This window comes from Solilutibacter pythonis, from assembly GCF_003697345.1.
Taxonomy (GTDB): domain Bacteria; phylum Pseudomonadota; class Gammaproteobacteria; order Xanthomonadales; family Xanthomonadaceae; genus Solilutibacter; species Solilutibacter pythonis.
In genome coordinates this window covers 93,679-117,904 of the sequence record NZ_RFLY01000002.1, presented here as the reverse complement: position 1 = coordinate 117,904, position 24,226 = coordinate 93,679, and the positions used below count along the sequence as shown (strand labels likewise).

General features: G+C 67.3%; 16 protein-coding genes, 5 tRNA genes and 1 pseudogene. 10 read left to right on the top strand and 12 right to left on the bottom strand.

The window, feature by feature from the left end:
• Positions 1-224: 224 nt before the first annotated feature.
• Positions 225-3,533 carry a hybrid sensor histidine kinase/response regulator gene (locus EBB59_RS01985; RefSeq protein ID WP_122100468.1) on the bottom strand — a complete coding sequence of 1,103 codons (3,309 nt, stop codon included), beginning with the start codon at positions 3,531-3,533 and terminating at the stop codon, positions 225-227.
• Between the two features lie 321 nt (positions 3,534-3,854).
• On the opposite strand from EBB59_RS01985, the gene EBB59_RS01980 reads away from it, so the two are divergent.
• Positions 3,855-5,258, top strand: coding sequence for a GntP family permease (locus tag EBB59_RS01980; protein WP_122100467.1), 1,404 nt, complete (start codon positions 3,855-3,857; stop codon positions 5,256-5,258).
• 107 nt (positions 5,259-5,365) lie between these two features.
• On the opposite strand, the gene EBB59_RS01975 is transcribed toward EBB59_RS01980, so the two are convergent.
• From EBB59_RS01975 to EBB59_RS01955, 5 genes are all read right to left on the bottom strand, one after another.
• Positions 5,366-5,452: transfer RNA gene (locus tag EBB59_RS01975), tRNA-Leu, on the bottom strand.
• 181 nt (positions 5,453-5,633) lie between these two features.
• Positions 5,634-5,709 (bottom strand) — tRNA-Lys (locus tag EBB59_RS01970).
• A gap of 175 nt (positions 5,710-5,884) precedes the next feature.
• A tRNA-His gene (locus EBB59_RS01965) sits at positions 5,885-5,961 on the bottom strand.
• A 29-nt stretch (positions 5,962-5,990) separates the two neighbouring features.
• Positions 5,991-6,067: transfer RNA gene (locus EBB59_RS01960), tRNA-Arg, on the bottom strand.
• 33 nt (positions 6,068-6,100) lie between these two features.
• Positions 6,101-6,177 (bottom strand) — tRNA-Pro (locus EBB59_RS01955).
• Between the two features lie 166 nt (positions 6,178-6,343).
• Between EBB59_RS01955 and EBB59_RS01950 the strand changes: the two genes are divergently transcribed.
• Positions 6,344-7,108: a Bax inhibitor-1/YccA family protein gene (locus tag EBB59_RS01950; RefSeq protein WP_122100466.1), complete on the top strand. Its 765-nt coding sequence runs from the start codon at positions 6,344-6,346 to the stop codon at positions 7,106-7,108.
• A 32-nt stretch (positions 7,109-7,140) separates the two neighbouring features.
• On the opposite strand, the gene EBB59_RS01945 is transcribed toward EBB59_RS01950, so the two are convergent.
• From EBB59_RS01945 to grxC, 4 genes are all read right to left on the bottom strand, one after another.
• Positions 7,141-8,472 carry a Na+/H+ antiporter NhaC family protein gene (locus EBB59_RS01945; protein ID WP_122100465.1) on the bottom strand — a complete coding sequence of 444 codons (1,332 nt, stop codon included), beginning with the start codon at positions 8,470-8,472 and terminating at the stop codon, positions 7,141-7,143.
• A 265-nt stretch (positions 8,473-8,737) separates the two neighbouring features.
• Positions 8,738-9,745 carry an isocitrate dehydrogenase gene (locus EBB59_RS01940; RefSeq protein WP_122100464.1) on the bottom strand — a complete coding sequence of 336 codons (1,008 nt, stop codon included), beginning with the start codon at positions 9,743-9,745 and terminating at the stop codon, positions 8,738-8,740.
• A gap of 154 nt (positions 9,746-9,899) precedes the next feature.
• Positions 9,900-10,238 carry a carboxymuconolactone decarboxylase family protein gene (locus EBB59_RS01935; protein WP_122100567.1) on the bottom strand — a complete coding sequence of 113 codons (339 nt, stop codon included), beginning with the start codon at positions 10,236-10,238 and terminating at the stop codon, positions 9,900-9,902.
• Positions 10,239-10,300: 62 nt separating this feature from the next.
• Positions 10,301-10,567: a glutaredoxin 3 gene (gene grxC, locus EBB59_RS01930; RefSeq protein ID WP_122100463.1), complete on the bottom strand. Its 267-nt coding sequence runs from the start codon at positions 10,565-10,567 to the stop codon at positions 10,301-10,303.
• 97 nt (positions 10,568-10,664) lie between these two features.
• Between grxC and EBB59_RS01925 the strand changes: the two genes are divergently transcribed.
• The 7 genes from EBB59_RS01925 (at position 10,665) to EBB59_RS01895 (ending at position 19,860) form a co-directional block, all read left to right on the top strand.
• Positions 10,665-12,218, top strand: a complete 1,554-nt coding sequence (locus EBB59_RS01925) for a M48 family metalloprotease (RefSeq protein ID WP_122100462.1) — start codon at positions 10,665-10,667, stop codon at positions 12,216-12,218.
• A gap of 164 nt (positions 12,219-12,382) precedes the next feature.
• Positions 12,383-13,087: a phosphate regulon transcriptional regulator PhoB gene (gene phoB / locus EBB59_RS01920; protein ID WP_122100461.1), complete on the top strand. Its 705-nt coding sequence runs from the start codon at positions 12,383-12,385 to the stop codon at positions 13,085-13,087.
• Entirely contained in the window at positions 13,084-14,433 is a 1,350-nt protein-coding gene (gene phoR, locus EBB59_RS01915; RefSeq protein WP_122100460.1) for a phosphate regulon sensor histidine kinase PhoR, read from the top strand. The genes phoB and phoR overlap by 4 nt, the downstream gene beginning before the upstream one ends.
• Positions 14,430-16,514, top strand: coding sequence for a polyphosphate kinase 1 (gene ppk1 / locus EBB59_RS01910; protein ID WP_122100459.1), 2,085 nt, complete (start codon positions 14,430-14,432; stop codon positions 16,512-16,514). The genes phoR and ppk1 overlap by 4 nt, the downstream gene beginning before the upstream one ends.
• Positions 16,511-18,052 (top strand): exopolyphosphatase, encoded by a 1,542-nt coding sequence (gene ppx, locus EBB59_RS01905; protein WP_122100458.1) that lies wholly within the window; start codon positions 16,511-16,513, stop codon positions 18,050-18,052. The genes ppk1 and ppx overlap by 4 nt, the downstream gene beginning before the upstream one ends.
• A gap of 88 nt (positions 18,053-18,140) precedes the next feature.
• Positions 18,141-19,286 (top strand): glycosyltransferase family 4 protein, encoded by a 1,146-nt coding sequence (locus EBB59_RS01900; protein ID WP_122100457.1) that lies wholly within the window; start codon positions 18,141-18,143, stop codon positions 19,284-19,286.
• Positions 19,270-19,860 carry a phosphatase PAP2 family protein gene (locus EBB59_RS01895; RefSeq protein ID WP_122100456.1) on the top strand — a complete coding sequence of 197 codons (591 nt, stop codon included), beginning with the start codon at positions 19,270-19,272 and terminating at the stop codon, positions 19,858-19,860. Before EBB59_RS01900 ends, EBB59_RS01895 begins: the two co-directional genes overlap by 17 nt.
• 208 nt (positions 19,861-20,068) lie before the next feature.
• Here EBB59_RS01895 and EBB59_RS01890 read toward each other — a convergent pair whose 3' ends face one another.
• Together EBB59_RS01890 and creD are read right to left on the bottom strand one after the other, a co-directional pair.
• A complete protein-coding gene (locus EBB59_RS01890) occupies positions 20,069-21,718 on the bottom strand; it encodes a M20/M25/M40 family metallo-hydrolase (protein WP_425451782.1) in 1,650 nt (549 codons plus the stop codon).
• 123 nt (positions 21,719-21,841) lie between these two features.
• Positions 21,842-23,164: a cell envelope integrity protein CreD gene (creD, locus tag EBB59_RS01885; protein WP_158601686.1), complete on the bottom strand. Its 1,323-nt coding sequence runs from the start codon at positions 23,162-23,164 to the stop codon at positions 21,842-21,844.
• A 170-nt stretch (positions 23,165-23,334) separates the two neighbouring features.
• Between creD and EBB59_RS14455 the strand changes: the two are divergent.
• Positions 23,335-24,216, top strand: a pseudogene (locus tag EBB59_RS14455) (GGDEF domain-containing protein); the annotation flags it as partial.
• Between the last annotated feature and the right edge of the window lie 10 nt (positions 24,217-24,226).

The following is a 24,226-nucleotide window of genomic DNA, read 5'->3' as shown; positions in this document are numbered from 1 at the left end:
ACTTTTCTCCAAGCCTTGCGGGACAAGGGCAGCGCGGGTTTTCCACAGACTTGCCGACAGGGGCATCCACACCGGCTGTGGAAAGCGCGGCCAGGCGTGGCGAATTTTTCGCCACCTTCGCGATTACCAACAAGGACGCGGCCAAATGCAGTTATCCACAGGCTTGCCGACAGGGGCCTGCACATCTTCTGTGGACAAATGCCCGGCCGCTCTCCGGCCTCGGTTCACGGCGCGCCGCGTGCGGCCAACAGCCGGTCCAGCATCGACTTCAAAGCCAGCGCCCGCACCGGCTTCATCAACAGCGGCAAGCCGACTTCCTGCGCGGCGGCGCGAACGGCCCCAGTCCGGTCGGCGCTGAGCAGCAGCGTCGGCGGCGGAACGAAATATTGCGACAGTCGTCGATACAGCGCGATGCCGTCATCGCCGTCATCTAGGTGATGGTCGAACAGCCAGAGATCGGCCGCTTCCTCCTGTAGCGCGGCCAATGCCGATACGCCATCGCCACAGGCCGCCACCTCGCAGCGCCAGCCACGCAGCACGGTGGCGAGCGCATCGAGCGCGGCGCAATCGTTATCCACCGCCAGCACGCGCAGGCCGGCCAGTCTGCCGCCCCCCTGGCGCGATGTTTTCGACGGCGTGGCACGCGGCAATTCGATGTCGAAGACGCTACCGCGCCCCACCCGGCTACGTAGGCCGATCGGCGCCCGCAGCACTTCGGCGATGCCCCGGGCGATGGCAAGGCCCAACCCCAACCCCTGCCCGCTGGCGTGCTCGCCACGACGGAACTCCTCGAAGATCAACGCGCGCTGTGCCTCGGCAATGCCCGGGCCGGTGTCGTGCACCTCGATCCGCAGCCGCCGGCCGGCGCGGCGCACGCCGACCAGCACGCGGCCCCGCGCGGTGTGCCGCAGCGCGTTCGACAGGAAGTTCTGTACCACCCGGCGCAACAGTTGCGGGTCACCGCGCACCCAGGCGCTGCTGGCGACGAAGCGCAGCCGCAACCCGCGTTCGGCGGCCATCGCCCTGCCCTCGCTGAGCAATGGCTCCAGCACTTCGCGCAGGGCGAACGCGCGCGGCTCCGCGACCAATCCGCCGGCCTCCAGCCGCGACATGTCGAGCAGGTCGGTGATGAGCGCGGTGGTGGAATCGAGCGCTCCGGTCAACTGCTCGGCCAGGCGACGCGATTCTTCCGCGCGCACCCGTCGCCGCAAGGCGGCGGCGAACAGGTGCGCCGCATGCAGCGGCTGCAAAAGGTCGTGGCCGATGGCGGCCAGGAAACGGCTCTTGGCCTCGCTGGCGCGCTCGGCCTCGCGCTTGGCGCCTTCAAGCAAGGCGGTGCGCTCGCCGACGCGCTGTTCCAGCATCTCGTTGACGGATTTCAGTTTGCTCTCGGCCTGGCGGAACGCGGTGACATCGGTGAAGGTGGCGACGAAACCGCTCCCTGGCATGGGGTTGCCGCGAATCTCGATGATGCTGCCATCCGGCAACACGCGTTCCGACAGGTGCGGCGTGCCGGTGCGCATGTGGGCCAGGCGACGTTGCAACCCGGCTTCGATGTCGTGCCGCTCCGGCATCCGCGCGAGCGCGAAGCGGCTGGCCTCGGCGATCGGCAAGCCGACCTTCAGCAGCCCCGGCGGGAAACCGAACATCTCAGCATAGCGGCGGTTCCATGCCACCAGCCGCAAGTCGGCATCGACCACGCTGATGCCCTGGCTCATGTTCTCCAGCGCCGCTTCCAGCACCCGCTGGTTGAAACGCAGATCCTCGGCGGTTTCGTCGACGATGTCGGCGACGGTATCGAGGTCGCGCCCGGTCTCGCGCCGCGCCGCGTTGAGCAACACCCGCGCCGAAGCCGCGCCGATCACCGCCGCCAGTTCGTGCTCCACTTCGTCTTCGACCGTGCCCGGCACGATGGCCCCGCCCGGCAACCGCGTCAACAGCGCATCCACCCGCGATGGCGGCAGGAAACGTTGCGCCAGTGGGCGCAGCACCTGCACCGACAACCCGCGTCGCGCCCGCCGCGCGGCCGGGCGCCGCCAGGCGGCGAGCAGCCACGTCACCACGGCGCCGATCAACAGGCTGGCCGTGACGGCGCGCCCGAGCCGGCTCCAGCCAATCAAAGCGAACAGACCATCCGGCGCCAGCCAGGCGATGCCGAGCGGGCCTTCGCGCAGCCAGGCGGGCGCGACGGGCGTGGCTTCGAGCATCAGCGGCAATGGCAAGGCCCAGATCCAGGCGAGGAAGCCCGCGACGATGCCCAGCGTCACCGCCAAGGGCGGTGTTCTCGGCCGCCACACGGCGAAAGCCAGCGCCGGCGCCAACGTCGCCAGCGCCGAGAACGACAACGCACCGACATCGGCCAGCGTGGAACTGCCGGCGATCGAGCGGCTGAACGCCCAGGCCAGCAGCATGATCGTGACGATACCGAGACGCCGCAGCCGCAGCACCGTCCCCCGCAGATCACTCTGTCCGGCCCGGCCCCATTCGCGCGATAACCACGGCAACAGCCAGTGGTTGCCGATCATCAAGCTGAGCGTCAGCGTACTCACCACCACCATGCCGGTCGCCGCGCTGAGGCCGCCGAGGAAAGCCCACAGCGCCATGCCGCCGTGCCCTTGCAGGAGCGGCAACGCCAGCACATAGGAATCGGACGGTACCGTCTCGCCCAGCACCGCCTGGCCGATCCGCGCCAACGGCAGCACCGGCAGCGCGATCAGTACCAGGTACAGCGGAAACAACCAGCGCGCCGTACGCACATGCGAGGCGTCCCGGCATTCCACCACGCCCATGTGGAACTGATGCGGCAGCGTGAACATCGCCAACGCGCCCAACACCACCAGCGGCACGAAGCCATCGGCGGCCGGCGGCGGTGGCGGCCGCCGGGGCATCGCATCGCCCAGCGTCCACCACACGAACACGCCCAGCGCCAGCATCGCCACCAGCTTGAACAGCGAGTCGAAAGCCATCGCCAATACCAGGCCACGATTGTGCTCGGCGGCATTGGCATGGCGGGCGCCGAAGGCAATCGCGAAAGCCGCCATCGCCAGTGCGATGAGCAAGGTACTGTCGCCCCAGCCGGTCGATTGCGCGACATCGCCGACCAACAGCCCGAAGCCCGAGGACACCGCGCGCAATTGCAGGGCGATGTAGGGAATAAGACCCAGCGCGGCGACCAGCGTGACGGTCGCCGCCAGCCAAGGATCCTTGCCGAGCCGGGTGGCGATCAGATCGGCGATGGACGTGGCGTTCGACGCCCGCGACAACCTGACCAGCCGCACCAAGGCCACCGCCGCGAAGGCATACAGCAGCAGCGTGCCGACGAAGGTGGGCGGCAACGGCCAGCCGTAGCCCGCCGCTTGGGTGACGATGCCGAAGAAGGTCCACGAGGTGCAATAAACCGCCAGCGACAACGCATAGACATGCCGCCAGTGGCGCGCGAACGCCTGCGGGCGGCGCTCGGCGTAAAGCGCGACGGCGAACATCAGCAGCAGCCAACCCAGCCCGCTGGCGATGACGGTAATGGCGCTCAGCATGTCGGTGTGACGCGGAAGCTCATCGGAGAAGCATAGGCGAGCGGCGGATACGAAAACACCACCGACACCCAGCCGCTCCCCAGAACACCGCGCCGCCAGCACCCGCCACGGCGCAGCCAGTGCCGGAACCCCGCGACCGGCGACACGCCGGCCTTGCGGCGGCACCCGTACCGTGGCCGGTGGCCGCCCCCCCACGCCGGCCAACCCACCCGCTGGAGCGGCCCGCCCCGCCCGCCGCATCGTACTTTCGGACAATGGGACGCCCGCCGCGCCCGCGCCAGACTGCGCCGATGTTTCCGCCATATGGCGAGGGGGTTGTCGATGTCGTTCCTGATCGTGCTGGGCGCGTTGTGTTTCCTCATGTTCGTGGCCTACCGCGGCTACAGCGTGATCCTGTTCGCGCCGGTGGCGGCGCTCGGCGCGGTACTACTGACCGACCCCTCGCTGGTGGCGCCGATGTTCACCGGCCTGTTCATGGACAAGCTGGTCGGCTTCCTCAAGCTGTACTTTCCGGTGTTTCTGCTTGGGGCGGTATTCGGCAAGCTGATCGAAATCTCGGGTTTTTCGAAATCCATCGTCTCCGCCACCATCCGCTTAGTCGGCGCCGAGCGCGCCATGCTCGCCATCGTGCTGGTCTGCGCGCTCCTGACCTACGGCGGCGTATCGCTGTTCGTGGTGGTCTTCGCGGTCTACCCGTTCGCCGCCGAGTTGTTCCGCCAGGGCAACATCCCCAAGCGGCTCATCCCCGGCACCATCGCGCTCGGCGCCTTCACCTTCACCATGGACGCGCTGCCGGGCACCCCGCAAATCCAGAACATCATTCCCACCACCTTTTTCAAGACCGACACCTGGGCCGCCCCCGTGCTGGGCATGATCGGCGGCATCTTCATCCTGCTGGTCGGCCTGACCTACCTCGACTGGCGGCGTCGCTCCGCCCAGAAAAACGGCGAGGGCTATGGCGATGAAACCGCGCTGGTCAACGAGCCGGTCGCATTCTCCGGCGGCGCGCTGGCACATCCGCTGATCGCCTTGTTGCCGCTACTGCTGGTGGGCGTGAGCAACAAGCTGTTCACCCTGGTGATCCCGAAAATCTACGGCGCGCAGCACGAATTCGTCCCGGCGGTGATCGGCAACCCGGCGCCGGTCGTATTGGAAATTTCGAAGATTTCCGCGATCTGGGCGGTGATGGGCGCGTTGATCGTCGGCATCCTGTGCGTGTTGGCGTTCGCCTGGAAGCCGGTTGTCGCAAGCTTCGCCGAAGGCACCAAGTCGGCCATCGGCGGCTCGCTGCTGGCGTCGATGAACACCGCCTCCGAATACGGTTTCGGCGCGGTGATCGCCGCCCTGCCAGGCTTCCTAATGGTGGCGAAGGGGCTATCGGCGATCCCCGACCCGCTGGTCAACGAAGCGGTCACGGTGAGCGCGCTGGCCGGCATCACCGGCTCGGCCTCGGGCGGTATGTCGATCGCGCTAGCGGCGATGGCCGATACCTTCATCGCCAGCGCGAACGCCGCCGGCATTCCAATGGAAGTGCTGCACCGCATCGCCTCGATGGCCTCCGGCGGCATGGACACCCTGCCCCACAACGGCGCCGTCATCACCCTGCTGGCCGTCACCGGCCTGACCCATCGCCAAGCCTACAAGGACATCTTCGCCATCACCCTGATCAAGACCCTGGCGGTGTTCGTGGTGATCGGGGTGTTCTACGCCACCGGCTGGGTGTGAATCGTCCAGCCGGCGTCACGCAAGTCGCCTTGGAAAAGAGAGTCGCGCGCGGGTATTGGCCGGACGGCTTCGCCGACCCCGCGCTGGAGATCACCCGGAAAAAACAATGGTGCGAAAGGCGGGACTCGAACCCGCACTCCCTTTCGGGAACTGGAACCTAAATCCAGGGCGTCTACCAATTCCGCCACTTTCGCGATACGGCAAGTCTATCCCCACCGACGGGAAAAACACCGTGCCATGCCGGCACTTTCCAGAGGCGGCGGCCCAAGGATTCGAGCCTCGCACCGAACCGCCCCGCCCCGCCCCGCCCCGCCCGATGGCATTCTCCATGCCCAACAAGAAAAAAGCACCCGATTCACTGGGTGCTTTTAAAGATGGTGGGCCGTCAAGGATTCGAACCTTGGACCTACTGATTAAGAGTCAGCTGCTCTACCAACTGAGCTAACGGCCCGAGCGGGAGATTGTAGCAGAGGATTTCAATCCCGCAACAAAAACCGCCAAGTGGTGGATGAGGAAATGCCGCCGCCCATCCGTTATCGGAATAAATCCACAACGCAAACTCCCTCGACGCCGGATGGATCTCCGGCCCAACCCATCGTTTCCGAAGGACTTCACGAGGAAGTAAGTGGGGTGGCTGAGGGGATTCGAACCCCCGACCACTGGAATCACAATCCAGTACTCTAACCAACTGAGCTACAGCCACCACAGAAACCGGCACGGTCCGCCAGAGACTGGCGCGCCCGGCAGGAATCGAACCTGCAACCACCGGCTTAGAAGGCCGGTGCTCTATCCGATTGAGCTACGGGCGCTCGCTGCGGATTGTCGCACGACCCTTGACCGGATGGTCGGGGTAGAGGGATTCGAACCCCCGACATCCTGCTCCCAAAGCAGGCGCGCTACCAGACTGCGCTATACCCCGCCGGAGAACCGCGCTCCGCGCCGGCCCGATGCCGCTGGACGCCGCGAAGGCCGAGCATTGTCCGGCCTGCGGCACGCACTGTCAAACGCTCTCCGCGGGAAAACGCTCATGGCGCCCGTGTATCCTTGGCGGTCAACACATCCATCGGCCTGCAAAGGGGACACACATGCTTCGCAGCGGCAATCCCGCCCTCAAGGAATCCACCTTCCTCGACCTCGGCACCGGTTCGGTCATCACCCGCGACGCCGACGCAATGACGCTCAACGGCACCGTCCACAAGACCGGCCTGCTGCTGTTTTTGGCGGTACTGACCGCCGCCTTCGCCTGGTCGCGTACGCTTGGCGCCGACGGCCAGTTGGCCCCCGGGGCGATGGCCTACGTCTGGGGCGGCGCCATCGGCGGTTTCGTGCTGGCGATGATCACCGTGTTCAAGAAAACATGGTCGCCGATCACCGCGCCGCTGTATGCACTGGTCGAGGGCTTCTTCCTCGGCAGTATCTCGGCGATCTACAACGCGCGCTTCGAAGGCATCGTGTTCCAGGCCGTGCTGCTGACCTTCGGCACCCTGTTCGCACTACTGTTCGCCTACCGCTCGGGCCTGATCAAGGCCACCGAGAACTTCAAACTGGGCGTGGTGGCGGCCACCGGCGGCATTTTCCTCGTCTATCTGGCGACGATCGCGCTGGGCTTCTTCGGCGTCAAGATTCCGATGATCCACGACTCCGGCATCATCGGCATCGGTTTCAGCCTGTTCGTGGTGGTGGTCGCCGCGCTCAACCTGGTGCTGGATTTCGACTTCATCGAAACCGGCGTCGAACAGGGCGCGCCGAAGTACATGGAATGGTACGGCGCATTCGGCCTGATGGTCACGCTGGTCTGGCTCTACATCGAATTCCTGCGCCTGCTATCCAAGCTGCAATCGCGAAACTGATACCCGAACTTCCGCGATGACGAGGCCGCCGATCAGGCGGCCTCTTTCGTTTCCGGCAGTACGTCGGCGCGGCGCGGCCACAACATAAAGCCGAGCGCGACGACGCCAAGCAACCAGCAATACCAGACCTGGCCGGCGATCGACAGCGGCGAAACACCCGCCAGCGATGCCGCCAGCAATATCTGTGCGCCCCACGGGATCAAGCCCTGCGCCACGCAACTGTAGATATCGAGCAGGCTGGCGGCACGGCGCGGACTGACACCGTGCTGGCCGGCAATGTCTTTCGCCAGCGGGCCGCTGACCAGGATGGCGACGGTGTTATTGGCGGTGAAGACATCGGTGGCGGTGGAAAGCGCGGCGATACCGAGTTCGCCACTGCGCGGTCCGCGACGACCGCCCGCGAGCCGGGCGATTTTCTCCGATATCCAGGCCAGCCCGCCGCTTGCGCGGGTCAGCTCGGCCAGGCCGCCAATCAGGATCGACAGTAGCAGTATCTCGGTCATCCCTTCGAAGCCGCTCCATATGTCGTTGGTCCACCTGACCACGTCATAGCCCTGAGCGCCGTAAAGCACACCGGCCAACGCCGCGGCGACGATACCGACCCCGAGCACGACCAGCACGTTGAGACCGGATACCGCCATCACCAGCACCAGCAGGTACGGCGTCACCAGCCACGGCGAAGCGGCGGCCTGCGGCGCATGGCCACCGCCCTCGCCGCCTTGCGCGGCCAGGAGCAGCACGGTGGCGACGGCGGCCGGCAACGCGATCTTCAGGTTCTCGCGAAACTTGTCCTTCATCTCCGCGCCCTGGGTGCGGGTGGCGGCGATGGTGGTATCGGAAATCACCGAAAGGTTGTCACCGAACATCGCCCCGCCGACCGCGCTGGCCACCACCAACGCCAGCGGCAACCCCGCCGCCTCGGCCACGCCGAGCGCGATCGGCACCACCGCTGCCAACGTGCCCATGGAGCTGCCGATCGCCAGCGAGATGAACCCGGCGACCACGAACAGCCCCGGCAGCACCAGCGCGGGCGGCAGATGACCGATGCCGAGCGCGACCACCGCATCGACCGCGCCGACCGCCTTGGTCACTGCGGCGAACGCGCCGGCCAGCAGGAAGATCAGGCACATCAGCATGACGTTGGAATCGCCCATGCCCGAGAGCAGCGCGCGACCGGCATCGACCCCGCGCCGGCGCGCCCACCACGCCGCCAACGCCAGCGCCGGCAGGATCGCCACCGGCGCGCGCAAGGCGTAGAAACCCATCGGATCGCCCTGCGCGGTGAAATACACGCCGGCGCCGAAGAACAAGGCGAGGAACAGCAGCAGCGGCAACAATGCGGCGGCACCGGGTTTCAGATTCATCGCACTATCCGAATAAAAGGATGGATTCAGCATTGTCGACACCGGCGGCGGCCATGTCCAGCCGCGCGGCTCCCTGTCATCCCTGTCATCCCTGTCATCCCTGTCATCCCTGTCATCCCTGTCATCCCTGTCATCCCTGTCATCCCTGTCATCCCTGTCATCCCTGTCATCCCTGTCATCCCTGTCATCCCTGTCATCCCGGCTGCCGCGAAACGCGAACGGGACGCCGAAGCGTCCCGTCCCGTGAATCACGATGCCGCCCGGATCACAACCGAGAGGCGATCGCCCCGGCAAAACTCATCGTGGAGCCGGTGCCGCCGAGATCCGGCGTCAGCTGGTCGCGCGCCTCCAGCGTGGCGACGATCGCCTTGCGCAGCCGCTCGGCTTCCTGCGGCATGGCGAGATGATCCAGCATTTGCGCCGCGCCAAGCAGCAAGGCGCACGGATTGGCCACGCCCTTGCCGGCGATGTCCGGCGCGGAACCGTGCACGGCCTCGAAGATCGCCGCGTTCTCGCCGATGTTGGCACCCGGTGCCAGGCCGAGGCCACCGACCAGACCGGCGCAGAGATCGGAAATGATGTCGCCGAACAGGTTGGTGGTGACGATGACGTCGAACTGCTCCGGGCGCATCACCAGTTGCATGCAGGTGTTGTCCACGATCATCTCGTTGACCTCGATGTCGGGATACTGCGCGGCCACTTCGCGCGCGGTCTTGAGGAACAGGCCGCTGGTGGATTTCAGGATGTTGGCCTTGTGCACCACCGTGACCTTCTTCCGCCCCGTCTTGCGGGCCAGCTCGAAGGCGTAGCGGACGATGCGCTCGGAACCGCGGTGGGTGATCTTCTGCACCAGGGTGGCGACCTCGCCATCCTCGCTGACCTGCTGGCCTTCGCCGGAGTACGCGCCTTCGGTGTTCTCCCGCACGGTGATGAGATCCACGCCCGAGGCGAAGCGCGACTGGGTGTTGGGGAAGCTCTTGGCCGGCCGCACGTTGGCATACAGGTCGAAGTGACGACGCAACTGCACGTTGATCGAGGAAAAGCCCTCGCCCACCGGCGTGGTCAGCGGCGACTTCAGCGCCACCTTGTTCTTGGCAATCGAGTCCAGCGTGGCCTGTGGCAGCAGCTCACCGTGTTTTTCCATCGCCACCAGGCCGGCATCGGCCTCTTCGTAGCGGAGACCGAGGTTCATCTGGTCGAGGACGTGCAGCGTGGCGGCCATGATTTCCGGGCCGATGCCGTCGCCGCGGATCACGGTGATGGTATGCGTCATGTGGGGTGTTTCCTGCGTTGGGGCCAGCGTGCGGAGCCGGCGCGGAGTTAATCGGTCAACTCGCTATTATGCCGCGCAGCCCGAAGCTCCGCATCGAAGCACGTATCCAACGATGGCCGCGGGGCCACCCGCGCGCTTTCCAGCCGGACGAGATTCAATCGCCGTGCGCATGTCCGGCCGGCGGTTCGACCCGCCCCGACTCCAATTGGTCGAGGAAATCCACCGCACGGCGCAGATGCGGAATGACGATGCTGCCCCCCACCACCAAGCCGACCGAAAACACCTCGAACATTTCCTCCCGATCCACCCCGGCCTCGCGGCACTGGGCGACGTGGTAGGCGATGCAGTCATCGCAGCGCAGCACCAGCGAGGCCACCAGCCCGCACAGTTCCTTCGTCTTCACGTCCAGCGCGCCGGACTGGTAGGCCTGGGTATCGAGCGCGAAGAAACGCCGCACCACCTGGTTCGGCTCGGCCAGGATGCGCTCGTTCATGCGCTGGCGGAAGGTGGTGAAGGCGGCGACGCGATCCTGGTCGCTCTCGCCGGGTTCCACGCTCACGCCCGTTCGCCCAGTAGCGGCTCGAACCCGCCTGCCCGGTGCAGGGCCATCATGTCGTCGTAGCCCCCCACATGCACCTCGCCGACGAATATCTGCGGCACGCTGGTGCGCTTGGCCTTCGCCACCATCCGCTCGCGCTCGGCCGGATCCTGGTCGATGCGCACCTCCTGCCATTCGAGCCCCTTGCTCTTCAGGAAGTTCTTGGCCGCCACGCAATACGGGCAGACCAAAGTGGTGTAGACGACGATTTCGGGCCGGGCCATGCGGCGCTCCGTAACGAGTGGGAAACCGCCACCATAAGCAGCCCGCGATTAACGCGCAATTCACGCCGCCGACGTGGCCCCCGGGCATGCTTGGCGAATGAGCGAAATCGCATCGAAACTCCGCCCGGCCCTGCTCGTCCTGGCTTGCGTGGCGGGCCTGGCCACGGCCACCGCGCAGGAGGCGCGATTGCCCGACATGGGGTCGTCGGCCGGACGCGTGCTGTCGCCGGCGCAGCAGCGCGAATACGGCACGATGCTGCTTTCGCAACTGCGCCACCGCAATTACACGCTCAACGATCCGCTGCTCAACCAGTGGCTACAAGGCGTCGGCCAGCGTCTGGGCGCGGCCAGCGACCGCCCCGACCAGCCCTTCACCTTCTTCCTGCTGAAGGATCGCCAGATCAACGCCTTCGCCACCCTCGGCGGCTACATCGGGGTGAACGCCGGGCTGATCCTGATGTCCGAGCGCGAAGACGAGCTGGCCGGCGTGCTCAGCCACGAAATCGCCCACGTCACCCAGACCCACGTACTGCGCGCGGTCGAACGGGCGCAGCGCGACCAGGTGCCAATCCTGCTCGGCATGCTCGCGGCGATCGCCGCCGCGCAGTCGTCCAACAGCAGTTCATCGGGCAATGCCGCGATGGCCGCGGTGCTCGGCGCGCAGGGGCTGATGATCCAGCGCCAGATCGATTACACCCGCAGCAACGAATCCGAGGCCGACCGTCTCGGCATCCGCACGCTTGCCCGCGGCGGCTACGACCCGAAAGCGATGGCCAACATGTTCGAGCGCATGCAGGCGGCCACCCGCGCCAACCGCGGCAGCGAGGAATCGCGGGTGCCCGATTACCTAATGACCCACCCGGTCACCACACTGCGCATCGCCGAGGCCAAGGAGCGCGCCGGCCGGGTCGAACGCGCGCCCCTCACCCATGGCGCGCTGTCGGTCAGCGACAATCCATTGCTGCCCGCCGGGCTGCGGCTGCGGATCGAACAAGGCGGCGGCGCCAGCGGCGACTTCGCCTGGGCGCGCGAGCGCCTGCGCGTGCTGAGCGCGCGCAGCCCGCGCGAAGCGTTGACCGAATACGAGCGCCTGTCGCGCCAAAAGCCGCTGGACGAAGCCGGCCAGTACGGGCTGGCGCTCGCACAGCTGGGCAGCAACCAAACCAAAGCGGCCCGGCAAACGTTGAGCACATTGCTCGACAAGCATCCCGGCGAGCGCTGGTTGCAACTGGCGATGGCCGAGGCCGAGGCCCGCGGCGGCCAGACCACGGCGGCCGACGAGCGCTTCGAACGCCTGCGCGCGCGCTTTCCCGCCGACCGGGCGGTGGCGGTGATCTGGGCCCGGCTGCTGACCGAGCGCAACGATGCCGAGGCCGGTCGCCGCGCGCTGACGATACTGCGCCCGCTGTTGGGCGGCGCCGGCGACGATCCCGACTTCCAGCGCGCCTTCGCCCGCGCCAACGAAATCGCCGGCGACAACATACGCGCCGGCGAGGCGTATGCTGAAGCCGAATTCCTGACCGGCAACGCCGAGAACGCGCTGCTCCAGCTCGACACCCTGCGTCGCCGCCCGGACCTGGACTATTACGCCCGCACCCGCATCGATGCCCGCATCGCCGCCATCACACTGATGATGGAGAGGCTGCGCTGACCCCGGACGGGCGGCATGGAGCCCGGACGCGCCAGGCCCCTTCCCGGCCGATGGCGGCTGAATGCGCACGCCACCATACGCCCGGCGATGCCGTCATAATTGTCACGGAATAGTCACCGAATTGTCGTTTACTGCCATTGCCCGCTCTTCTGGTTGGAAAATCCGTGCAGAAACGCATCCTCATCGTCGACGACGAACCCGCCATCCGCGACATGGTGGCTTTCGCGCTCCGCAAGGGCGAATACGAACCGATCCACGCCGGTGACGCCCGCGAGGCGCAGACCGCCATCGCCGACCACCGCCCCGACCTGATCCTGCTGGACTGGATGCTGCCCGGCACCAGCGGCCTGGATCTGGCCCGTCGCTGGCGCAAGGACAGCATGACCCGCGACGTGCCGATCATCATGCTGACCGCCCGCGGCGAGGAAAACGACCGGGTCAGCGGGCTGGAAGCCGGCGTGGACGATTACGTCGTCAAACCGTTCTCGGCGCGCGAGCTGCTGGCCCGCATCCGCGCGGTCATGCGGCGCTCGCGCGAGGACGACGAGGAAGGCAACGTCAGCGTCGGTCAATTGCGCATCGACGGGGCGGCCCATCGCGTATTCGCCGACAACGGCGGCGAGGCGGTGCCGGTGCAGATCGGCCCCACCGAATACCGGCTGTTGCACTTCTTCATGACCCATTCCGAACGCGTCTACACCCGCTCGCAATTGCTCGACCACGTATGGGGCGGCAGCGTGTACGTGGAGGAACGCACCGTGGACGTGCACATCCGCCGCCTGCGCAAGACCCTGGAACCATTCGGCCTGGACAACATGGTGCAGACCGTGCGCGGCGCCGGCTACCGCTTCTCGACCTCGATCGGATGACCCGCAGCGCCGCCCGCGAGGCCTGGCAGAAGACGCTCGGCACGCTGGCGCTGGTGCTGGTCATGGCCGCCCTGTTCGGGCTGGCCATCGGGCGTTTCTGGATGGCGCTGGCGATCGCCGCGCTCGGCGTGCTGGTCTGGCATTACTGGCGCCTGCACGGCATCCTGGCCCGGCTGACCGCGCGCCAGCGCTTGCCTCCCCCTGAAGGCAACGGTATCTGGAACGAGCTGGATCGGCTGCTCTCGCGCTCCCAGCGGGAGATGCGGGCGCGCAAACGGCGACTGATCTCGATGCTGCGCGCCTACCGCGCCGCCACCGCCGCCCTGCCCGACGCCATCGTCGTGGTGGACCGCAATACCCAGCGCGCGCAATGGTTCAACAAGTCGGCCGAGCGCCTGCTCGGCCTGGCCTGGCCGCGCGACCTCGGCATCCCGCTCGGCCCCGTGCTGTCCGGCCTGTCGGTGCCGAACTGGCTGGCCAACGGCCGCCACGCCGAGATACTGCTGGACGAATCCTCGCCGGCCAACCCCTCGATCCGCCTAACCCTGCGCCTGATCCCGTATTCAGAGGAGCTGTGGCTGCTGGTGGCGCGCGATGTCAGCAAACTGATGCGGCTGGAACAGGTACGCCGCGATTTCGTCGCCAACGTCTCGCACGAGCTGCGCACGCCGCTGACCGTGCTGCACGGCTACCTGGACATGCTAGAGCCGGACGAGAACGCCGAATGGCATGGCATCGTGCCGGAGATGCGCAAGCAGTCCGAACGCATGAACCAGTTGGTCGAGGACTTGCTCACGCTCTCACGGCTGGACGCCCACGAACGCTCGCCGGACGAAGTGGTATCGATGGCGCCGATGCTCGTGGCGCTGCGCCGCGAGGCCGAGGCGTTGAGCCAGGGCCGCCACCGGATCAGCCTGCGCGACGACGCCAGCGTCGATCTCTGGGGATCCACCAAGGAGCTGCATAGCGCCTTCTCCAACCTGGTCAGCAACGCCGTACGCTATACCCCGGTCGGCGGCCACATCGAGATCCTCTTCGAACCCGTGAATGGCGATGTGGCGCTGCGCGTGCGCGACAGCGGCTACGGCATCCCGGCCCAGCACATCCCGCGCCTGACCGAGCGCTTCTACCGCGTCTCGACCAGCCGCTCGCGCGAAACCGGCGGCACCGGGCTTGGCCTTGCCATCGTCAAGCACGTGCTCGGCCTGCACGGCGCCCGTCTGGACATCGAAAGCGAGGTCGGGCGCGGCAGCGTGTTTTCCTGCGTGCTCCCGCGCGAACGGGCGCACCCGCGCCGCAACGCGGCGGCGACCCCCGCCCCCCCTCACCCGAGCCCGATGCAATGAACGCCGCCCCCCACGCCACCGGCGTCGATCTCGACGATCCGACGCTGTACTTCAACCGCGAACTGTCCCAGCTCGATTTCAACTTCCGCGTACTGGCGCAGGCGCGCAATCCCGACGTACCGCTGCTGGAGCGCCTGCGCTACCTGTGCATCTCCTGCACCAACCTGGACGAATTCTTCGAGATCCGCGCCGCCACCGTGCGCCACGCGCAGGATCTCGGTATCGGCCGCGGCGCCGACGGCCTCTCGCACGGCAGCATCCTGACCCGCATCCACGACCGCGCCGCCGAGCTGGTGGACGCCCAGTACCGCTGTTTCTACGACGAACTGCGCCCAGCGCTGGAAGCCGAGGGCATCCGCCTGCTGGATCGCTCGGAATGGACGCCGGAACAGACCGAATGGCTGCGCGAGTACTTCCGCCGCGAGATCATGCCGGTGCTCTCGCCGCTGGGCCTGGACCCAGCCCACCCGTTCCCGAAGATCCTCAACAAATCGCTCAACATCGCCGTGCGCCTGGAAGGCCGCGACGCCTTCGGCCGCGAGGCGCATCTAGCCATCGTGCGCGCGCCGCGCTCGCTACCGCGCATCATCCGCCTGCCCGACGCCGATGGCGACGGCGACCGCTTCCACGATTTCGTCTTCCTCTCCTCCCTGCTCTCGGCCTTCATGGACGAATTGTTTCCGGGGATGCGGGTCAAGGGCGCCTACCAATTCCGCGTGACGCGCAATTCCGAGCTGATCGTGGACGAGGAGGACATGGACAATCTGGCGCTGGCGTTGCGCGACGAGCTGATCGGCCGCGGCTATCTGCGCGCGATGCGGCTGGAAATCGCCGCGACCTGCCCGCCCGACATCGTGCAGATGCTGCTGGAGAACTTCGAACTGACCGAGAACGCGGTCTACCGGATCGACGGGCCGGTCAACCTCAACCGCGTGATCCAGGTCTACGACGCGGTGCGCCGGCCGGAGCTGAAATTCCCGCCCATGCACCCCCGCGTACTGGACGACGCCGAGACGGTGTTCGCCCGCGTGGCGCGCGGCGATCTGCTGCTGCACCATCCCTTCGATTCGTTCAACCCGGTGCTGGAGCTGATCCGCGAGGCCGCCGAAGACCCGGCCGTGCTGGCGATCAAACAGACCCTGTACCGCACCGGCAAGGACTCGCCGATCGTCGAGCACCTGGTGCAGGCCGCGCGCAACGGCAAGGACGTCACCGTGGTGGTGGAGCTGCGCGCGCGCTTCGACGAGGAAGCGAACCTCGGCCTGGCCGACCGCTTGCAGGAGGCCGGCGTGCAGGTGGTGTACGGCGTGGTCGGCTACAAGACCCACGCCAAGATGCTGCTCATCGTACGGCGCGAGGCCGAGGGCCTACGGCGCTACGCGCACCTGGGCACCGGCAACTACCACAGCGGCACCGCGCGGGTGTACACCGACATCGGCCTGCTGAGCGCCGACCCGGAGATCGGCGCCGACGTCCACCAGATATTCCAGCAACTGTCCGGGCTGGCGCCGGTGGTGCACCTGAAACGCCTGCTGCAATCGCCCTTCACCCTGCACACCGGGATGCTGGAACGGATCGCGCGGGAGGCCGAGCACGCCCGCCACGGCCGTCCCGGCCGCATCATCGCCAAGATGAACGCGCTCAACGAACCGAAAGTGGTGCGCGCGCTGTACCGGGCGTCGCAGGCCGGGGTCGAGATCGACCTGATCGTGCGCGGCGCCTGCACCTTGCGCCCGGGCGTGCCCGGCGTGTCGGAGAACATCCGCGTGCGTTCGATCGTCGGGCGGTTCCTCGAACATCACCGCGTCTACTGGTTCGGCAACGACGGCCGGCCCGAACTGTTCTGCTCCAGCGCCGACTGGCTGGAGCGCAACCTGCTGCGCCGGGTGGAAACCTGCTTCCCGATTCTCGACGCGGAACTGGCGAAACGGGTCAAGGCCGAGACGCTGGACAACTATCTGGCCGACAACCAGAACGCCTGGGAATTGCAGGCCGATGGCGCCTACCGGCGGGTCGAACCGGCAAAAGATGCGCTCCCCCATTCCGCACAGGCCACTTTGCTTGCGAAAATCTGCGGATGACCTCAAGCCTCCGCCGCACCGCGCTCAGCGCCCCCCTGCCGCTTGAAGACGGCGACCTGATGGCCGCCATCGACATGGGTTCCAACAGCTACCACATGATCGTGGCGCGCTACGGCCAGGGAATGTTTCGCGTGGTCGACCGCATCCGCGAGATGGTGCGAATGGCCGAGGGGCTGGATGGCCGCGGCGGGCTGTCCGCGCCGGCGCGCTCACGCGCGCTGGAATGCCTGTCGCGCTTCGGCGAGCGCATCCGTGACATTCCCCAGGAGCGGGTGCGCGCGATCGCCACCAACACCGTGCGCCAGTTGCGCGACCCACAGGCTTTCCTGATGCCGGCCGAAAGCGCGCTCGGCCATGCCATCGAAATCGTTTCCGGACGCGAGGAAGCGCGCCTGGTCTATCTCGGCGTCGCGCACGCGCAACCGTCCAATCCCGGCGAGTTGCGGCTGGTGATCGACATCGGCGGCGGTTCCACCGAGTCGATCATCGGCAGCGGGTTGGACGCGATCGAGCGGGAAAGCCTGCAGATGGGCTGTGTCGCCACCACCCGCCGCTTCTTCGGCAACGGCAAGCTCGGACGCAAGAAATGGAAGCAGGCGCTGGACGAGATCGGCGCGGAGTTCCAGCAGTTCGCCCAGCATTACCGCTCGGTCGGCTGGGACGACGTGCTCGGCTCCTCCGGCACGATCAAGGCGATCGGCAAAATCTGCGCCGAGATGAAGCTGACCAAGGGGGCGATCACCGCGGCGGCCATCGCACCGCTGCGCGAGCGCCTGCTGGCGGCGGAGAGCATCGACAGAATCGACCTGCCCGGCCTGTCCGGCGACCGCAAGCCGGTGATCGCCGGCGGCATCCTGATCCTGGAGGCGGCCTTCGAGGCGCTCGGCATCGAGCGCATGGCGGTGAGCCGGGCGGCGATGCGCGAGGGCATCCTCTACGACATGATCGGCCGCGGCGGCGACGAAGACCCGCGCGATGCCGCCATCGACCTGCTGATGGCGCGCTACGACGTGGACGAGGCGCAGGCGGCGCGGGTGGAATCCACGGCGATGCACCTGTTCGATCAGGTCGCGCGGAACTGGACGCTGGAGCCGGAGGACCGCGCCAGGCTGGGCTGGGCCGCCTGGCTCCACGAAATCGGCCTGGCCATCGCCCACAGCGGCTACCACATTCACGGCGCATACCTGCTGGAGCACTCGGACATCTCCGGCTTCACCCGCCAGCAGCAGCAGGTGCTGGCCGCCCTGGTGCGCTGCCAGCGCCGCGGCATCCCGAAGAGCGCCTTCGAGGCGATTCCCGACCGTCTGCTGCTGCGCACCCAGCGGATCGCCGCGCTGCTGCGGCTGGCGGTGGCCCTGCACCGCTCCCACGAGGCGGTGGACCTGCCCAGCCTGAAGCTGCGCGCCGACGGCCCGCAGCTCACCCTGGGCCTGCCCAAACGCTGGCTGGACGCCCGTCCCCTGCTGAAAACCGACCTGTCGGGCGAACCCGACGACATGCAGGCGCTGGGCATCGAGCTGCGCGTGCATACGGGTTGAACGCCCGCACACTTTCATCGCGCGGTCATGGTTCTGCCATTCCCGGGTCATCGGCGCTGTTCAGGCTTCATGAAACCGGAGCCTGCCCATGCGCTACTGCATCGTCACCGAGACGTACCCGCCGGAGGTCAACGGCGTCGCGCTTACCGTACAAAGCCTGGAGCGCGGACTGCGCGAACGCGGCCACCAAGTGGACGTGGTGCGGCCGCGACAATCGCCGGCACAGTTGCCCGAAGCCCACGAGACGCTGGTCACGAGCGCGCAAATCCCGAAATATCCCGGCATGCGCTTCGGCTTCCCGGCCAACCGGCTGCTGCGCAGGCGGTGGCGGGAAAAACGCCCGGACGCGATCTACGTCGCCACCGAAGGCCCGCTGGGGTGGTCGGCGATGCGGGTGGCGGCGCAGCTCGGCATCCCCAGTTCGTCAGGCTTCCATACCCGCTTCGACGAATACATGCGCGATTACGGCGTCGGTTTCCTGCAACCGTTGGCGGTGCGTTGGATGCGCCGTTTCCACAACACTTCGGCGGCCACCATCGTCCCGACCTGCGAGCTGATGGAGTTCCTGCAAGGGCTGGGTTTCGATCAGGTCACGCACATGCCGCGCGCGGTGGATACCGCGCTGTTCGACCCGGCCCGGCGCAACGACGCACTGCGCGCCGAATGGGGCCTCGGCCCGGACGATCTGGCGGTGATCTACGTCGGCCGGGTAGCCGCCGAGAAGAACCTGCCGCTGGCGGTGCGCGCCTTCCGCGAACTGCAAAAACAACGCCCTGACGCGAAGTTCGTCTGGGTCGGCGAAGGCCCGGAGCTGGCCGGCATCGCCCGCGACAACCCGGATTTCGTCATCCGCGGCGTCCAGCGCGGCGAAGACTGCGCGCGCCATTTCGCCAGCGCCGACCTGTTCCTGTTCCCCAGCCATTCCGAAACCTTCGGCAACGTCACCATCGAGGCGATGGCCAGCGGCGTGCCGACCGTGGCCTTCCACTACGGGGCCGCCCGCGAGCACCTGAAGGACGGTCTGCACGGCGCTTCGATCCGCGGCCGCGATGACGACGCCTTCATCCGCGCCGCCTGCCGCATCGCGCTGGATGACGCCGCCCGCCGCGAAATGGGCCGCAATGCCCGCGAGGCGATCTCGCGGCTGCGGCCGGAGCAAGTCGCGGCGGATTTCGACGACATTCTGCAACGCATCGTCGGCGCCGAGGTGAACCCGTATGCGCGCGCTGCCTGAATCACCGGACACCCTGCGGCCACGGGCCAACGCGGCCACGCGCGGACGCCGGCGGCGCTTCACCCGCCGCGAGGGCCATTGGTGCCGCCGCGCCAACGGCCTTGGCGCGTTCCGCGGCTCGCGCGCCTACTTCGCCACGATCAGCCGGCTCGGCGATGGCCTGTTCTGGTACGCGCTGATAGGCGCGATGATCGTGATCGACGGCCTGCGCGGGCTACAGGTCTCGGCCCACCTGGCCGTGGTCGGCGCGGTCTCGCTGCTGCTCTACAAGGCGCTGAAGCGCTGGACCAGACGCCCACGCCCATTCGCCGCCGACCGCCACATCCGCGCCTGGGTGGCCCCGCTGGACGAGTTCAGCTTCCCTTCCGGCCACACGCTGCACGCGGTCGCCTTCACCATCGTCGCCCTGGCCTATTACCCGGCGCTGGCCTGGCTGCTGATCCCCTTCACCGCCAGCGTGGCGCTCTCGCGGGTGGTGCTGGGCCTGCACTATCCCAGCGACGTGCTGGCCGCCACCGGCATCGGCGTGCTGCTCGCCGGTCTGTCGCTATGGCTAGCGCCGGGGGCGTATTGAAATTGAAGCGCACGCGGTGCCCTCGCCCAGGTTCTGGAATACGCGTGGCGTCTCGTGTCTTGAAGCACGTGCGTACGGCGCGGGGCCGGATATCCAGCCCAACGTTTCAAATCCTGCGGTGCTGGAAGCCCCCGGCCCCGCCGGGTGACGCCCGGGCATGCGCCGCGCCGGACGCGCCAGGCCTCTCGCCACGGACAAGCCGGCCGGGTCAGGGCTTGGCCGCCTCGTCCACGAACAGCTTGCGCGGCAATTTCTCTTCGCGATTGGCCGCCTGCCAGGCGAAGAAGGCGATCACCGCCGCCGCCTGCTTCAGGTCTTCGGGCTGAACGTGATCGTAGGTGTCGAGATGGCTGTGATGGACGTTGGTGAAGTAATCGAGACGATCCTGCACGAACTGGAAACCCGGCAAGCCGACGCGATCGAACGGGATGTGGTCGGTGCTGCCGGTGTTGCGGCTGACCACGACACTGGCGCCGACATCGTTGAACGGTTTCAGCCAAGCCTCGAAGATCGGCATGGCGGCCAGATTTTCCTGCGCGTAGATGCCACGAATCCTGCCGCTGCCGTTGTCCATGTTGAAGTAGGCCGAGAGCCGGCCGTGATCGCGGGTGCGGGCAAGCGGGCCGGTCGGCGCACGCAGCGAAGCCGGCAACGCCTGCTCCGCCGGATCGGCCGGCTCGGGACGGCGGGCGAAATGGCGCGCCACGTAATCGCTGGAGCCGAGCAGGCCCTGCTCCTCGCCCGTCCACAGGCCGAGGCGGATGGTGCGGCGCGGCTGGGCGCCGACCGCCTTGAGGATGCGAATCGCCTCCATCATCACCGCCACGCCGGCGGCGTTGTCCGCCGCGCCGGTGCCGGTGTGCCAGGAGTCGAGATGCGCGCCCAGCATGACGATCTCCTCGCGCCTGCCGCCGCCGGGCAGCTCGGCGATGGTGTTGTAGCCGGAGCGATCGTCCGTATCGGTGAAGCGGGCATCCACCGCCAGTCTCAGCCGCACTTTTTCCTTGCGCTCCAGCGCGCGCATCACCGGGTTGTAGTGTTCGGCGATCATGACGAGGTCGGGCACGCCGACCGGCTCGCCAGCCTTGCGCGAGCCGCCGCCGCCCACGCGGATGATGCCGTTGTCCCAGCCGCTGATCGAAACGGTCGCCAGCACGCCCTCCTCGACGAGAAAACGATTGAGCGCGCGGCTGAATTCGGCACGCTCGCGAAAACGCTTGACCTCGGCGGCGCGATCCGGCGCCGGGCGATCCTTCGGGATGGCAAAGCGCTGCAACTCGGCCAGGCCGGCTTCGTCGTGGCGGTGAAAATCCGGCTCGGTGCCGGGCTTGTATTCGCGCGCGTCGGACAGGAACAGAATCCTGCCGCGCAACTGGCCCTTGTATTTCTCCAAGTCGGCCGTCTTCTCCAGCTTGAGCGCCATCGCCTCGCCCTCCACCGTGCCCGGCGTGCCCGGGGTCCACGCTTTAGGCAGCGCGTGCAGCGGCAGGCGGCGCGGGCTCAGCATCTCCACCTTGACGCCGCTGAACTCCCAGCCACGGCCAAGGCCGGCGACTTCGTCCAGATGCACGTTCGACAGGCCCCAGTCGCGCAGTTGCCGCATCGTCCATTGGTTGGCGCGGCTCATGGCCGGGGAATTGGTCAAGCGCGGGCCGATGTCCTCGGTCAGCCGGGTCAGCGTCTCCATCACCCGCGAGCGCTGGAATGCCTCCTGGCGGATGCGCGCGGCCATCTCCACGTCGACCAGCTCGCGCGCCGCCCGCATCTCGGCCGATGCCGGCGGCTGCGCCATCAGCCCGCCCAATCCCACGCACAATGCCAGTACGCCACCGTGCAGACCGTTTCGCGTCACGCCCATCTCGTTGTCCCGGTTCGGATCGACCGCTGACCATAGCCGCCGCGCCGCGCGCCGCCCCCTGCCATCGGTCATGCCCGGGGCGGCCAGCGCGGCGCCTGCTGAAGGTCGCCGCGCCCGCATCGTTCAACCCGGCGACAACGGCGGCGGCAGGCGCCCGCCGCCAAGCGCGTACCAGTCCATCTTGCGGGTCGCCACCATGATCGCGGCCAGGATCACGAACAGCAGGCCGGAACCGACAGCCAGCGCGTTGTCCTCCATCAACAACAGCCCATAGAGCGCGGCGTAGAGCGTGGCCAGCATCGCCGCGAAACCGAGCCCACGGCCGATCCCCCCAAGCACCGCGCTCAGATAGAAGCCGATCAGGCCGACGCAGGCGCTGGCCGCGGCGAGGTAGGCCCAGCCAAAGGCGATGTGCTCGGACAGGCTGAGCAGGAGCAGGAAGAAGATGGCGATGGCGAGGCCGACCAAGCCGTACTGGATCGGGTGGACGCGCACCTGCCGGATCAGCTCGAACATGAAAAAGCCGGCGAAGGTCAGCGCGACGAACAGTACGCCGTATTTGGTGGCGCGCTCGGCCATCAGATAGGGATTGACCGGATCGACCAGCACGACACGGGCGACATCCCGCGAATCATCCACCCAATCGCCCTCCCTCCAGCGCTGCTGGGCGTCGGTGGCCAGCGCATCGACCTGCCAATACGCGTCGAAGCCCTGCGGGTTGATGTCGTGGCGGGGCAGGATGCCGGAGAAACTCGGATGTTCCCAGTCCGATTTCAGGACGATGTCATTGCTGCGCGCCAGCGGCAGGATGCCGAAACGCTCGGTGCCGGCCAGGGTGATGGCGAGACGGGTACCGAACTTCATCGCCCGCCCCGGCGCGACGGCGGGCAGCACGACGTGCAACCCGGCGCGACCGGCCACGCCGCTACCTTGCCGCGGCGACACCTTGCGACCATCGACCTCGACCACCGGCGTGCCGCGCAGGCCACGCACGTCGGCAATGCCCCAGGACAGATAGGGCTGACCGAGCCGACGCTCCACGCCGGCCGGCGCTATCGGCAGGGTGACATCGAAACCGGCCGCCAGTTCGCCCCGCCAGTGGTAGGTGCGTACCGCGTGCAGGCCGCGCGCGTGGATCGATGGCGTCAGCACGCCGCCGGATTTCAGCGTTTCCGGGAAGAAATATTCACGCAGCTCGCGCTGCTCGCGCACCCGCCGGGTCGCGCCCTTGTCGTCGGTCGTTTCCTTCTCGACCGTATCGACGTACGGCACCACCAGCACCGGCCCGGCCAGGGTCTGCGCCTGCCCGACGTTGCGGGCGATATCGAGCACCACCTCCTGGCGGTAGCGCTGGCGCTCCTGAATCACGCCGAAAATCATCATCAGGGGAACGAGGATGGCCAGCGTCATCGCCGCCGCCACCGCGATCTTGAGCCACAATCGCATCGGGAATCTCCGGTCATGGAATTGCCCGGCAGCATCGGCCACCACCGGGGAGCGACGATGGGGCCACGGTGAAGCCACCATGAAGCGGCCGGGCCCACCATTCGCAGGCGTTTTGAGCCTCGGCGGCAATTGCTAAAATCGGATAAAGACCGCCGGGGAGCGGACGGCCCATGCCACAACAACTCGCCAACCAACTCCTGGCCATTCTCAATGCCATGCCAGACCCCACCTTCGTGCTGACCCGCAGCGGCCGCTACGCCGCGATCTACGGAGGCACCGACGAGCGCTACTACCGCGAGACCCGCTGGCTGATCGACAAACGGCTCACCGAGGTGTTTTCCGACGAAAAAGCCCAGTGGTGCCTGCAATGCATCGCCGACACGCTCGATAAGCAGCGATTGCAGGTAGTGGAATACGAACTCACCGAGAACGACCTGCCGCCCGCCCTGCTGGGCAGGCCGAGCGGTTCGATCTGGTTCGAGGGCCGCATCCAGGCGCTACCGTTCCAGATGGATGGCGAAGACGCGGTGATCTGGGTCGCCCGCAACATCAGCACACGCTATCAGATGGAAAAACGCCTACGCACCCTCAACGAGACCGACGAGCTGTCCGGGCTGGCCAACCGCCGCCATCTGATGGACCGGCTCAACCAGCAATTCATCCTGTTCCAACGCGCGGGTATTCCGTCGAGCATCATCTATTTCGACATCGACCTGTTCAAATGCATCAACGACGCCTACGGCCACGCCGCCGGCGACGACACCATCCGCCAGGTGGCGCGCATCTGCCAGCAGTTAATGCGCGAAAGCGACCTCGGCGCGCGCATCGGCGGCGACGAATTCGTCCTGCTGCTCGGCAATACCAGTGGCGAAGCCTGCCTGCTCGTCGCCGAACGCCTATGCAGCCGCATCCGCGCCCAGTTGGCCGACAGCTACGGCGGCGTCACCGTCAGCGGGGGCGTCAGCTACTTCGAGCAGGGCGACGGTCTGGCCGATGACGTTCTGCGCCGCGCCGACAAGGCGCTCTACCGCGCCAAGCACGCCGGCCGCAACCGGGTGATGT

What these genes read in the sequence shown, in the direction of transcription:
- EBB59_RS01940 (WP_122100464.1), bottom strand. Translation starts at nt 9,745, where the DNA reads ATGACGCATACCATCACCGTGATCCGCGGCGACGGCATCGGCCCGGAA.
- ppk1 (WP_122100459.1), top strand. Translation starts at nt 14,430, where the DNA reads ATGAACGCCGCCCCCCACGCCACCGGCGTCGATCTCGACGATCCGACG.
- EBB59_RS01945 (WP_122100465.1), bottom strand. Translation starts at nt 8,472, where the DNA reads ATGAATCTGAAACCCGGTGCCGCCGCATTGTTGCCGCTGCTGCTGTTC.
- EBB59_RS01935 (WP_122100567.1), bottom strand. Translation starts at nt 10,238, where the DNA reads ATGAACGAGCGCATCCTGGCCGAGCCGAACCAGGTGGTGCGGCGTTTC.
- EBB59_RS01900 (WP_122100457.1), top strand. Translation starts at nt 18,141, where the DNA reads ATGCGCTACTGCATCGTCACCGAGACGTACCCGCCGGAGGTCAACGGC.
- EBB59_RS01925 (WP_122100462.1), top strand. Translation starts at nt 10,665, where the DNA reads ATGAGCGAAATCGCATCGAAACTCCGCCCGGCCCTGCTCGTCCTGGCT.
- creD (WP_158601686.1), bottom strand. Translation starts at nt 23,164, where the DNA reads ATGCGATTGTGGCTCAAGATCGCGGTGGCGGCGGCGATGACGCTGGCC.
- EBB59_RS01980 (WP_122100467.1), top strand. Translation starts at nt 3,855, where the DNA reads ATGTCGTTCCTGATCGTGCTGGGCGCGTTGTGTTTCCTCATGTTCGTG.
- EBB59_RS01895 (WP_122100456.1), top strand. Translation starts at nt 19,270, where the DNA reads ATGCGCGCGCTGCCTGAATCACCGGACACCCTGCGGCCACGGGCCAAC.
- phoR (WP_122100460.1), top strand. Translation starts at nt 13,084, where the DNA reads ATGACCCGCAGCGCCGCCCGCGAGGCCTGGCAGAAGACGCTCGGCACG.
- grxC (WP_122100463.1), bottom strand. Translation starts at nt 10,567, where the DNA reads ATGGCCCGGCCCGAAATCGTCGTCTACACCACTTTGGTCTGCCCGTAT.
- EBB59_RS01890 (WP_425451782.1), bottom strand. Translation starts at nt 21,718, where the DNA reads ATGGGCGTGACGCGAAACGGTCTGCACGGTGGCGTACTGGCATTGTGC.
- EBB59_RS01985 (WP_122100468.1), bottom strand. Translation starts at nt 3,533, where the DNA reads ATGCTGAGCGCCATTACCGTCATCGCCAGCGGGCTGGGTTGGCTGCTG.
- ppx (WP_122100458.1), top strand. Translation starts at nt 16,511, where the DNA reads ATGACCTCAAGCCTCCGCCGCACCGCGCTCAGCGCCCCCCTGCCGCTT.
- EBB59_RS01950 (WP_122100466.1), top strand. Translation starts at nt 6,344, where the DNA reads ATGCTTCGCAGCGGCAATCCCGCCCTCAAGGAATCCACCTTCCTCGAC.